This is a genomic window from Paraburkholderia sartisoli, assembly GCF_900107685.1.
GTDB lineage: Bacteria > Pseudomonadota > Gammaproteobacteria > Burkholderiales > Burkholderiaceae > Paraburkholderia > Paraburkholderia sartisoli.
In genome coordinates this window covers 426,874-439,309 of record NZ_FNRQ01000002.1, presented here as the reverse complement: position 1 = coordinate 439,309, position 12,436 = coordinate 426,874, and the positions used below count along the sequence as shown (strand labels likewise).

At 60.4% G+C, this 12,436-nt stretch carries 8 protein-coding genes; 4 read left to right on the top strand and 4 right to left on the bottom strand.

Annotated features, from left to right (window positions below; translation table 11 throughout):
* The first annotated feature begins 538 nt into the window (after positions 1-538).
* The gene (locus BLV45_RS09185; RefSeq protein WP_090532005.1) at positions 539-2,425 is read left to right on the top strand and encodes a polysaccharide biosynthesis protein; all 1,887 of its coding nucleotides are present in this window, start codon (positions 539-541) and stop codon (positions 2,423-2,425) included.
* A 278-nt stretch (positions 2,426-2,703) separates the two neighbouring features.
* On the opposite strand, the gene glmS is transcribed toward BLV45_RS09185, so the two are convergent.
* Both glmS and BLV45_RS09175 read right to left on the bottom strand, forming a co-directional pair.
* The gene (glmS, locus tag BLV45_RS09180) at positions 2,704-4,521 is read right to left on the bottom strand and encodes a glutamine--fructose-6-phosphate transaminase (isomerizing) (RefSeq protein ID WP_090532836.1); all 1,818 of its coding nucleotides are present in this window, start codon (positions 4,519-4,521) and stop codon (positions 2,704-2,706) included.
* A gap of 144 nt (positions 4,522-4,665) precedes the next feature.
* Entirely contained in the window at positions 4,666-5,766 is a 1,101-nt protein-coding gene (locus tag BLV45_RS09175; RefSeq protein WP_090532003.1) for an MraY family glycosyltransferase, read from the bottom strand.
* Positions 5,767-6,033: 267 nt separating this feature from the next.
* Between BLV45_RS09175 and BLV45_RS09170 the strand changes: the two genes are divergently transcribed.
* Both BLV45_RS09170 and BLV45_RS09165 read left to right on the top strand, forming a co-directional pair.
* Positions 6,034-7,710 carry a methyl-accepting chemotaxis protein gene (locus BLV45_RS09170; RefSeq protein ID WP_090532001.1) on the top strand — a complete coding sequence of 559 codons (1,677 nt, stop codon included), beginning with the start codon at positions 6,034-6,036 and terminating at the stop codon, positions 7,708-7,710.
* 372 nt (positions 7,711-8,082) lie between these two features.
* Positions 8,083-9,381 carry a TAXI family TRAP transporter solute-binding subunit gene (locus BLV45_RS09165; RefSeq protein ID WP_090531999.1) on the top strand — a complete coding sequence of 433 codons (1,299 nt, stop codon included), beginning with the start codon at positions 8,083-8,085 and terminating at the stop codon, positions 9,379-9,381.
* Between the two features lie 17 nt (positions 9,382-9,398).
* On the opposite strand, the gene BLV45_RS09160 is transcribed toward BLV45_RS09165, so the two are convergent.
* Complete coding sequence (locus BLV45_RS09160) at positions 9,399-10,355, bottom strand: GlxA family transcriptional regulator (RefSeq protein WP_090531997.1); 957 nt, start codon at positions 10,353-10,355, stop codon at positions 9,399-9,401.
* A gap of 218 nt (positions 10,356-10,573) precedes the next feature.
* On the opposite strand from BLV45_RS09160, the gene BLV45_RS09155 reads away from it, so the two are divergent.
* A complete protein-coding gene (locus BLV45_RS09155; RefSeq protein WP_090531995.1) occupies positions 10,574-11,263 on the top strand; it encodes an HD domain-containing protein in 690 nt (229 codons plus the stop codon).
* Between the two features lie 61 nt (positions 11,264-11,324).
* Here the strand turns inward: BLV45_RS09155 and BLV45_RS09150 are convergent, their stop codons facing one another.
* Positions 11,325-12,023 (bottom strand): response regulator transcription factor, encoded by a 699-nt coding sequence (locus BLV45_RS09150; protein ID WP_090531993.1) that lies wholly within the window; start codon positions 12,021-12,023, stop codon positions 11,325-11,327.
* Between the last annotated feature and the right edge of the window lie 413 nt (positions 12,024-12,436).

Genomic DNA, 12,436 nt, shown 5'->3' with positions numbered 1-12,436 from the left:
GGAAGAGATTGGCGTCCTGAGAGACAAAACATGCTGCCGTTCCATAGATGGGCGCTCGCCTGAACACAGTCGTCCTTCGTTGACTATCGTCAACATCCGTCGATAGAGATGCCAAACCCTTCACCTGACGACGCCATGAATGCCATCCCTGCGACTATTTGCGGGGGGCAGGCACACGGTCGTGGCCACCGGCCCACGAAGCAATTTTTGCTAGAAGGCAAAAAGCTAGAACATCTCGTTACCTATGTTGCAGCTGCAGTGCTCGATTTGGTCCTGGGCGGAGGCGGTGCGCGGTATCTTGCTGTAGGTAGATGGAACTAGGGCAGCGGTACGTGCGGTCGGTACGGTTGGGGGAAATATCTTGTCCAAGCCAACCTTTCGTGTTGGGCCTAGTGTTTGCTTAGAAGCATCGGCATAGTGCGCATATTTGATGATCGACGCTCTTTCATCGGTTATATGCGTAGAAATTTGGATTTAATCAATAGACTGGTCGTTGTGCCACTTAAAAAAGACGGGGCCTTTCCGAGGTGTCATGAAAATGTTCCGATTCAAGTCGTCGCGGCTACCTCTAAGTGCTTTCGCATTCGATGCATGCGCAGTGGTTGTCGCGTGGCTGGCGGCGTATGCGATTCGTTTCAACGGAACGGTGCCGCCGGAATTCTGGCGGGGTGGTATTCACGCATTGATATGGGTCGCGGCCGTCTATGCGGTGATGTTTCGGCTCTTCGGCCTTTATCGTGGTATGTGGGTGTTCGCAAGCTTGCCCGATCTCATGCGGATTTCGAAGTCCGTGGCGGCGGGCGCGCTCGTTGTGATGATCGGCGCCGTCATGCTTCAGCCGTCGCCGATCATTCCGCGTTCCGTGCTAATCGTTTCCCCATTGCTGCTTTTCCTCGTAATGGGCGGGTCGCGCGCGCTGTATCGCACGACCAAGGAGTTCTATCTGTATGGTGGTCTCGTCGTCCAAGGTAAGCCAGTTATCGTGCTGGGCGCCGGTTCGGCGGGCGCGAGTCTGGCACGCGAGCTGTCGCGTTCGAGTGAATGGCGCTTGGTTGGCCTGCTCGACGATGATCCTGCCAAGCAGGGTCGCGAAGTTTACGGATATAAGGTATTGGGCTCGATCAACGAGTTGCCGCGTCTTGCCAGCGAGTTGAAAACGGAATACGTGATTATCGCGATTCCATCCGCACCTGTGGAAGCGCAGCGACGCGTGACCACGCTTTGCGTGCGAGCCGGAGTGCGCGCAATGGTACTGCCCGCGCTTACAACACTTACGCAGGATCAAGCGTTCATGTCGCGTATTCGCCAGATAGATCTCGAGGATCTGCTTGGCCGTGATCCAGTCCAAATCGATACGCCGCATGTTGAAGGGCTATTGCGCGGCCGCGTGGTGATGGTGACTGGCGCTGGCGGATCTATTGGTTCCGAGTTGTGCCGACAGATCCTACGGTTCGAACCTGCTCAGCTAATTGCGTTCGATTTGTCCGAGTACGCGATGTACCTGCTGACGGAGGAGCTGTCGGAGCGTTTTCCGAACCTTCCCGTGATTCCGGTGATTGGTGATACGAAGGATTCGTTGCTGCTGGATCAGGTGATGTCGTGTCACACGCCTCACATCGTTTTTCACGCCGCCGCATACAAGCATGTGCCGTTGATGGAAGAACTGAACGCTTGGCAGGCAGTGCGCAACAACGTGCTGGGCACCTACCGCGTAGCGCGCGCTGCCATACGTCACGACGTGAAGCATTTCGTCCTAATTTCAACCGATAAGGCGGTCAACCCTACCAATGTCATGGGCACGAGCAAGCGGCTCGCGGAAATGACCTGTCAGGCATTGCAGCAAACGAGCACCCACACGCAGTTCGAGACGGTGCGATTCGGCAACGTGCTGGGCAGCGCGGGCAGTGTGATTCCAAAGTTCCAGCAACAGATCGCGAAGGGCGGTCCCGTGACGGTGACACATCCGGAGATCACGCGCTTCTTCATGACTATTCCGGAAGCGTCACAACTGGTGCTGCAGGCGTCGAGCATGGGGCTCGGCGGTGAGATTTTCATTCTGGAAATGGGGCAACCGGTGAAGATCGTTGATCTTGCGCGTGACTTAATCCGTCTGTACGGCTTTAGCGATGAACAGATCCGCGTCGTCTTCACCGGTCTGCGTCCGGGCGAAAAACTGTATGAAGAATTGCTCGCCGACGACGAAACCACAACTCGCACGCCACATCCGAAACTCCGCATCGCCCAAGCCCGTGAAGTACCTAACAGTCTGCTTGACGAGTTGCTGCCATGGCTGATGCAGCGTCGCGTACTGGCAGATCACGAGGTGCGTCGCGATCTGCGTCGCTGGGTGCCGGAGTATCAGCCGGCCAACGCGCCGACGTTGCAAAGCGTTTCGGCGATTGGACCGGCGCGGAAATCGGGGTGACGCATGGTGGGCTGTGCATCCTCGCTGGAGCCCGGTGTCGAAATCTATCCGCGCTTCCCTGCGATGGCAGTTTGCCGACCATCAGGGGTACCGATCTTGATCGTCCGCATCATAGTGAAATAGGATTCGTCGGTACCTTAACCGAAAGGCTTGAGTGAGGCATTCGTTAGCAAATGCGTAAGGTACGCGAACTTAGCGCATATTCCAACTTACATTGCCTCAGACAATCCCACATAGCCTACACAAAATGCTTTTGTCGTCTCGAAGCTGGCGGCTCTTCACTCCACCGTAACCGACTTCGCAAGATTCCTCGGCTTATCGATATCCGTGCCACGCTGCCACGCCGTGTGATACGCGAGCAACTGCAGCGGCACGACGTGCAGGATCGGCGACAGCACACCATAGTGCTCCGGCATCCGGATCACATGCAGGCCCTCTTCGCTGACGATGCGCGTGTCCGAGTCGGCGAACACATACAGCTCGCCGCCACGCGCGCGCACTTCCTGCATGTTCGACTTCAGCTTCTCGAGCAGCGCGTCGTTCGGCGCGACCGTCACGACGGGCATCGCTTCCGTCACCAGCGCGAGCGGTCCGTGCTTGAGTTCACCCGCCGGATACGCTTCCGCGTGGATGTACGAGATTTCCTTGAGCTTGAGCGCGCCTTCGAGTGCAATCGGGTAATGCAGGCCACGCCCGAGGAACAACGCGTTTTCCTTGCGCGAAAAGTCTTCCGACCACGCGATGATCTGCGGCTCCAGCGCCAGTACGCTGTTGAGCGCGGCCGGCAGATGGCGCAACTGGCGCACGTATTGCGCTTCGAGCGAAGCGTCGACGTGCCCCCGCAGTTTGCCCAGCGTCGCGGCCAGCACGAACAGCGCGACGAGCTGCGTCGTGAACGCCTTGGTGGACGCCACGCCGATCTCGCGCCCCGCGTGCGTCAGGAACGACAGTTCGGTGAGCCGCACCATCGCGCTCGTGCCGACGTTGCACACCGAAAGCGTATGCCTGTGCCCAAGCGACTGCGCGTGCTTGAGCGCGGCGAGCGTATCCGCCGTCTCGCCCGACTGCGAGATCACCACCACCAGCGACTTCGGATTCGGCACCGAATCGCGATAGCGGTATTCGCTCGCGATCTCGACCTGCGTCGGAATCTTTGCGATCGATTCGAGCCAGTATTTCGCCGTCAGCCCCGAGTAATAGCTCGTGCCGCACGCGAGAATCAGCAGGTTGTCGATCTCGCCGAATGCCCTGGCCGCTGCGTCGCCAAAGAGCGATGCATCGAACGAATCGGCCTGCGGAATCGTGTCGCTGATCGCGCGCGGCTGCTCGAAGATTTCCTTCTGCATGAAGTGACGATAGGGCCCGAGCTCGACCGCGCCGCCATAGGCCGCGACCGTACGCACTTCGCGCTCCACGTCGCGGCCGTCGCGATCGGCAACGCGCACGCGTTCGAGCGTGAGTTCGCAGACGTCGCCCTCTTCGAGGAAGATGAAATGCTCGGTGCTGCCCGCCAGCGCGAGCGCGTCTGAAGCGAGGAAGTTTTCGCCCTCACCCAGACCGACGACGAGCGGCGAGCCCTGGCGCGCGCCGACCACCGTGTTCGGCTGGTCCTTGTGTTCCACCGCGATCGCGTACGCGCCGTGCAGTTGCTGCACGGCCTCGCGCACCGCCACGAACAGGTCGCCGCGATAGAGGCTGTGGATCAGATGCGCGATCACTTCGGTGTCGGTCTGCGAGACGAACTCGTAGCCCTTGCCGCGCAGCATCTCCCGCAGCGACTCGTAGTTCTCGATGATCCCGTTGTGTACGAGCGCGAGCGCATTGCGCGAGAAAATCGGATGCGCGTTGTTCGTGACCGGCGCGCCGTGCGTCGCCCAGCGCGTGTGCGCGATACCCGTGAAGCCTTCGAGATGCGTCTCGCGCACCTGCTCGTCGAGATCGGCGACGCGCGCCACGCTGCGCGCGCGACGCGGCTCGCCGCCCGCGAGCACGGCCACGCCGCAGGAATCGTAGCCGCGATATTCGAGGCGCCGCAGTCCTTCGATCAGAACCGGGACGATGTTACGTTGCGCAACCGCGCCGACAATGCCGCACATATAGAACCTTTCCAAAGAGTTTGCAGGGCGAATCTCGCCGTTTCTGAGCGTCACGCTTTGTTCATCGAACTGGACAGCGTGACTCGCGATGACCCTGCTGCATCCGATCATATCGAACGCGACTTGTTACTCGCCAAGGCGGACTCAGCGATTCTTCTTCCTAACTACCAACCACCGCGGCGACTTAAACCGTACGATGCTGACATAAAGCCAGACATACGTAACAGCAAACACAACAACAAAGCAGAACAAATGCACCGTATGCCGCCAGAACAGCGTAGCCGGAATCACAGCGACCAGACAAAGCAGCCACAAATACGGTGAAGTCAACGAATTCCGCCTGGTCAACTCCCTCGCAGTCCGCACCCCCACAGCCCACCGCATCAACCGCTTATACACAAGCATATGCAGATGCACGCCATCGGGAATCCCTGGCGACATCCCGCGAATGAACTTCTTCCGGTAGATCGAAAAGCACGTCTCGAAGATCGGATACATAAACAGCAAAACCGGATACCAAGCCGACACATCGCGGTTCCGCATCACCAGCATGATCGAAAGCTCGGCCAGCATGAACCCGATAAAATAAGCCCCGCCGTCCCCAAGAAAAATCAGCCCCGCCGGGAAGTTCCAGATAAAAAACCCCATCACCGCGCCCATCATGATGAGTGACGCGGAAAGCACCACGGGATCGGAAACCTGAAACGCGACGTACGCCATCGAGGCGAACATCATGAACGCGACCATCGAAGCGAGTCCGTTGAATCCATCGATGATATTGATCGCATTGGCGAGCGCGGCCACCGCCAGCACGGTGACGGCGCAAGAAATCACCGCATAGGAAAGCAGAAAGTCCAGAGGCGGCACGCTGATCCGCGTCACACCGATATCGAGCAGAAAAAACGCCAGGCCAGCAGCGGCCATCGTGCAAAGCAGCCGCACCAGCGGCGACACCCGCTTGGTGACATCCTCAACAAGCCCGGAAGCAAACGCCGGCATCCCGCACGCCACAAGTCCGAGAATCCCACCAGAAACGGCCGGATACGCATGATGCAGCTGCAACGCGGACACAATCAGCCCAAGCAGAATCCCTGTTCCGCCGATCCGCGGCACCGGCCGCGCGTGGAATTTCTGCACGCCGGCAAGATCGGTGTCGGTGGAGAATTTTTCATGCAGATGCGCGTAGCGCACGATCAACAGCGTGACCAGCAGTGAAACAAGAAAGCCGAGCGCGAAACTGAGCATGAAAGTGACCTGAACGAAGACGCGGAATTATACAAACGAAACCCGCGACAACCCCGAAACCGGGACCACGCGCGCCTCCGCACAGTAACCCGGTGAATCCCAGATAATGATTCAAAAAACCGGCAAACGTCGCGAGGAAACCCTGTTTCTCATGGATTCCCCCAATCAATCCCTCCGGAAAGGTGCCGTTAACGCACAGATGGCGCGGCTTTCGAGCCATCCGACAATGCGCCTGCCGTTGACCGACCCCGACGTTCCGGAGAAACAATGCTAAACAACATCACCATCCGCGGTGGACTGACGCTGGTTATCAGCGTTTTCGTCGCTTTCCTGCTGACTGTGATCGGCGTCGGTTATGCCGCGCTCAAGCTCACGAACAATGGGCTCGAGGAGGCCCGGCAGAGTGCGGCCGCGCTGTCGCATCTGAAGGCGAGCTCGGAAAAGCTGTTGCAGGCGCGGCTTGCGCTTGGCAGCTACGAGACGCTCTTCAGCGTCGGCAAGCAGACCGATGGCCTCATCCCGGCCGCCCACAAGGTGCTGGAAGAGTCGACGCGCGACTTCCGCGCCTACGCGAGCGGTCCGTTTTCCAGCGACGAGGAAAAGCAGCAGGCGCACGCCGTCGACGTCGCGCGCAGCGCGCTCGTCGACAAGGCGATTGAACCGGAATTCAAGGCCCTCACCGATTTCGACTTCAACACGTTCCGCACGATCCAGGGCGAAACGGCCAACACGTACTACGCGGCCTACGCGAAGGCGATCGACGGGCTTCAGCGCGTGCAGGCCGTCGAGCAGGAGCGCGTCACCGCTGCTGCTGCCCGGCGCGTCATGCTGGCGACGTTCCTGTTCGGCGGCATCGGTGTCGTCGCGATTGTGATCGCGTTGCTCGCGCGCGTGGGTTTGTCGGTGGCGCTGATTCGCCCGGTCAACCAGACGATCGAGCATTTCCGCAGCATCGCGGCGGGCGATCTGACCATTTCGGTCGCATCGAAGTCGCGTAACGAAATGGGTCAACTGCTGTCGGCGCTCATGCAGATGCGCGACGGACTTGTCGACACGGTATCGAAGGTGCGCGGCAGCACGCAGTCGATCACGCTCGGTGCAAACGAGATCGCGTCGGGCAACGCCGATCTTTCGGCGCGCACGGAGCAGCAGGCCGCGGCGCTTCAGGAGACGGCGGCGAGCATGGAAGAGCTGTCCGCGACGGTCAAGCAGAACACCGACAACGCGAAGCAGGCAAGCCGTCTCGCGCAGGGCGCGCTGGAGACGGTCACGCGCGGCGGCAACGTCGTCGCGCGCGTGACAGAAACGATGGACGGTATCTCCGATTCGTCGCGCAAGGTCACCGAGATTATCGGCATGATCGAGGGCATCGCGTTCCAGACGAACATCCTCGCACTCAACGCAGCGGTGGAAGCGGCGCGCGCGGGCGAGCAGGGACGCGGTTTCGCGGTCGTCGCCTCGGAAGTGCGCAGCCTCGCGCAGCGCTCGGGCACGGCGGCGAAGGAGATCAAGGAACTGATCGGCGATTCGGCAATGAAGGTGCAGGAAGGCGCGTCGCTCGTCGCGGAGGCGCGTCGCACGATGCAGGAAGCGACGGATTCCGTCGGACGCGTGACGGGCATCATGAGCGAGATCGAAGCCGCCGCGCTGGAACAAAGCGACGGCATCGACCAGGTCAACAAGGCCATCACGCAGATCGACGAAGTCACGCAGCACAACGCAGCGCTCGTCGAAGAAGCGGCGGCCGCGGCGAAATCGCTGGAAGGGCAGGCGGATGTGCTGCGCGACGCGGTGTCGGTGTTCCGTCTGGATGAGGACGGTCGAGGTATCAACCACGCGTCCGGTGGTGAGCGTCGTGGCAGGCAGGGTGTCGCTGTTTCGTCGGAAGGCGATGCTGGCAGCGGCATCGCAACCACTGGCATGCACGGTGCCGTGACTGCCTGAAGCGGTCGTGGTTAAACGACGGCGGAGTCATCAGAAAACCTGTTCGGCAGTGGGCGCCCGCGGTTAACCCGGGCGCCTCATCAACTCACCTCAACGTGTTCCGGATCGCGCGTCTTCGCGTTCGGCATCGTGAATCCCGCTTCGTTCTCACTCGCGCCACGTTTTCTCAAGCAGACTGCCCAAAGCAGGCATAAACGCAAGTCTGGACAAAGCGCCTGAGCCGGCTGCATTATCCAGCTTCGTATCCGGCACGATCACCAGCGCTGCCACACAAGCCTGCGCCCACTCAGCATCGCGCGGGTGCGCCCTGACGAGAGAGACCGAAGCATGGCGAGGCAGAACCCGGCCCTTCACCGAGTCCAGAAACCCCCGATGACACCGCGACGCCGGCGGCTTCTGATCGCTGGCGTGATCCTGTTGCTGGTCGCGTCGGGGTGGGGCGTGTGGATGCTGATAAAACCCGCTATCCAGCGCACGATCGTGATCACGACGGGCGCGGACGGCGGCATCTATCGCGGCTTCGCGGATCGCTACGCTCCCATCCTCAAACGCGATGGCATCAAGCTCGATATCCGCAGCTCTTCCGGTTCGGTCGAAAACTATCAACGCCTCAAGGATCCCGACAGCGATTACGAAGTCGGCTTCATTCAGTCAGGCACAAGCAGCCCGAGCGAATCGGACAACCTGCAGACGATCGCCGCGGTCTCCTATGAGCCGATATGGGTGTTCTACCGCGGTGCCACCACCGTCGACAGACTCGCGCAGCTGCGCGGTAAACGAATTTCCATTGGCGTTCCCGGTAGCGGTTTGCTTAACGTCTCGTCGGTACTGCTCTCGTGGAGCGGCATCACGCGCGATAACACGACGCTTCTGCAAATGGATGCGCAGAACGCATATCAGGGACTCGAAAACGGCACGCTGGACGCCGCGTTCTTCATCGGCAGACCGGATGCCGCGATGCAGGTCACGCTGCTCAACAGCAAGTTGAAGCTGATGAGTTTTGCCCAGGCCGACGCGCTGGTGCAAAAGTTTCCGTCGCTTTCCAAGGTGATTTTTCCGCGCGCGTCGACAAGCATCGTCAACGACCTGCCGCAGGCCGATGTCACGCTGCTGGCGGCCACCGCGCTGCTTGTCTCCAAGGACACGCTGCATCCCGCGCTTACCTACCTGCTGCTGGATGCGGCCAGAACGGTCCACAGCGGCGAGGATTACTTCACGCCGCTCGGCACGTTCCCGAACCTGAAAACCGAGGAATTTCCCGTCTCTGACGAAAGCACGCGTTACTTCAAATCCGGCCGTCCGTTCCTGCAACGCTATCTGCCGTTCTGGCTGGCGAGCTTTATCGAAAGGCGTCTGCTGATCCTCGTTCCTTTTACCGCGTTGTTGCTGGGTCTCCTGCAGGCTTTGCCGCGCATGGCGGAGGCGCGCATCAAACGACGGTTCATCGTCTGGTACCGCGAGATCAAGTCGCTTGAAGATGAAATCTGGAAGCGCCCGAATCCAGATCCGAAGCAGATTGCGCAATGGCGCGATGAAATCGAGAACATCGATGCGAATGCCAGCCAGATACGGATTCCATATCGCTATTTCCAGGACGTGTACGCGCTCAAGCAGGCGATTGGCGTCGTGCGTGACCGGATTGCGCAGGTGGCGTCGAGGGTGAAGGAATAGCGGCGCACGCGTCGCGCTCACTGCGCCCGAAAACTCGCGCGATAGTCCGCGGGCGAAACGCCGATGCGTCGCGCGAAGACGAGCCGCATCCGGTCGGCGTTCCCAAAGCCGCATTCATACGCGATCGTTTTCAAAGGCGCATCGCTACTCTCCAGCGCACGCCGCGCCGCATCCACCCGCGCGCGCTCGACGAACTCATGCGGCGTGATCTCCGCCGATTCCGCGAACGCACGCGCGAAACTCCGCGTGCTCATGCCCGCAACCCGCGCCAGTTCTTCAACCGTCAGCGGATTCGCGATGTGTTCCATCACATAGTGCTGCACGGTAGCGATGGGCGAGCCGTCCACGGGCGCGCTCAGATACGGGCTGAACTGCGACTGCCCACCACGACGCTGCGCGTAGACCACCAGCCGCTTCGCCACCTGAAGCGCGAGCGCCGCGCCGTGATCCTCGGCGATCAACGCAAGCGCGAGGTCGATGCCCGCGGTCACACCGGCGGACGTCAGCAGGCGTTCATCGCGAAGATAGATCCGGTCGAAGTCGACGCGTGAAAGCGGAAACTGCTGCGCGAGTTGCCGTGCGTTTTGCCAGTGCGTCGTGACGTTGCGGTTATCCAGCAGTCCCGCATGACCCAGCGCGAACGCACCCGTGCAAATCGAGCCGTAGCGCTCGCTTTGCGACGCCACCTCGACGAGCCACGCGCACAGCCGTGCATCGGCGGGCTGGGTCGGCAGCAACGGCCCGCCCGCGACGAGCGCCGTGTGATAGCGGTCAGCCGATCCGTCCCACACACGGTCAGCGAAAAGGTGAGTGCCGTTCGACGCGCGGATGTGCGCGTCGCCGGTGCTGACCAGTTCGAGTACGTAGTGAGAATCGCGCGGCAGAAATGAGTTGGCTTCGGCGAACACATCGGCGGGCCCTGCGACGTCGAGTGCCTGCACGTCCGGAAAGATCGCGATGGCGACGGTGTGCATCAGCAGAGGCTCCGCAGGTCCAGATTGGGCGCGATCGGGCCGGCTGGCAGAAGATCGCGTCTGACTGGCAGGGTTAGACGGATGGATCGCGTTGATTGGCGGCGCGCTGGCAGCCAGACTGAATGCCACGGTTACCGCACCTTTCCGCCGCATTCTAGCAACTCACGCCGGTGGATCGGGGCGAGTCCGATTGGACCTGTCAATCAACGGAGAATCACATGAGCAATGCAATCGCCGGGATCAGTATCCCCGACAGCAAGATGGCCCGCGACGCCACGCAACTGGTTCGCGACACCGAACCCGATCTGCTCTTCAATCATTCGACACGCGTCTTTCTGTTCGGCGCGCTCACCGGCGAGCGCAAGCAGATGAAGTATGACGCGGAGCTGCTCTACATCGGCGCCATGTTCCATGACATGGGGCTCGTGCCGGCATACAGCAGCACGACCGATCGTTTCGAAGTGGACGGCGCGAACGCGGCCCGCGATTTCCTCAACCAGTACGGCATTCCGGAAGCTGAAGTCGAGATGGTGTGGGACGCGATCGCGCTGCATACGACGCCCGGCATTCCGCACCACAAGAAGTCGGTCGTCGCGCTGGTGACGGCCGGGGTGGAGATGGATGTACTGGGTCTCGCCTACGACGCGTTCTCCGACGACCAGCGCAACCAGGTGGTCGCCGCGCATCCGCGTGAAACGAACTTCAAGGAAGGCATCATCGACGCGTTCGCACAGGGCACACGGCACAAGCCGGAAACGACCTTCGGCAACGTCAAGGCCGACGTGCTCGCATTGAAGGAACCGGGCTATAAACGCGTGAATTTCTGCAGCCTGATCCTCGGTTCGTCATGGGTCGACGACGGGCATCAATGCCTGCATTGCGACGATCCTTCGCACGGACACAAGTGATTGCGCGTGGTCGCGTCGCGGCGTCTGGACATGTCGCGACGTGGCTAGCCAGATCACAGTCCTAAGGCAATAACCCACGCGCACGCGCTTCGAGAATCGCCTGCGTGCGCCGCTTGACGGCCAGTTTGCGAAAGATGTTCTTCAGATGGGATTCCACCGTCAGCGTGGAAAGCGACAGCAGGCAGGAGATCTCGCGATTACTCAACCCTCTGCCGACAAAATCAAGAATCTCCGTTTCCCGCACGCTAAGACTGTTTTTCGACGCGACCGCCGGCTCACCCGCCACGGGCGGCTCCAGATCCAGGCGCGAGCGGTTGAGCAGGTCGAGAAGCCGCTTCGCGACGAACGGGTCGATAGGCGTTCCGCCACACAGCGCGCTGCGGATGTACAGCGCCATCTCCACGTCGTCCCGGCTCTTGAGCACGTAACCCGCCGCGCCCGCACGCAGCATCCCCAGAATGTCCAGCTCATTACGCTGTTCGGCGATCACAACAACCGGCAGTCCGCGCTGGCGGTCGTGCAGGCTGCGAATCAGGTCGACGCTGGTGCCATCGGGTAATTCCCCTTCGATCAATGCCAGCACGAACGTCTCGTCGACCGGCAGTCCGGCCGCTTCAGCGATGCTATCCGCGAAAAACAGCGCGTCCCGATGTGCGTAGCCGAGGCTCGCCAGGATGGTACGCAGCCGTACCTGTGTAACGGGATCATGTCCGACGATAAGCAGCTGTCGCAACCGCGACTCGGTGGGATCTGCAATCATGGAGAGGCGTCTGGGGAGGTGTCACTGCTTTTCTTTCGGGTTCGACGCAAGGTTGCGTCTCCGGCAGCAGGTTCGACGCAACTATACACAGATACCCCGGAAAACAAATACCTGAAAACAGGTAGTACCGGCTTATTCACGGCGTTTTTTGTGAAAATGGGTAGCCAAATACCTGATCTCAGGTATTGCGGGCCATTCCGCGATACGTTTAAAGTCTGCACAGTTCCAGAACTGAAAGAAGAGATGGCAGTGCCATTTTGAAATAATTCCTGAAAATAGTTCCGGTTTTCCCCTGATGAACCGTTGTCGCTGACCACGACAGTTATCGGACAGGGAAAAACCGTTGGGGGCGAGTGCAAGCGGTACGCTACCGGCGCTCGACAGTGCGGTCTGTCATCTCGTGACAGGTCCGC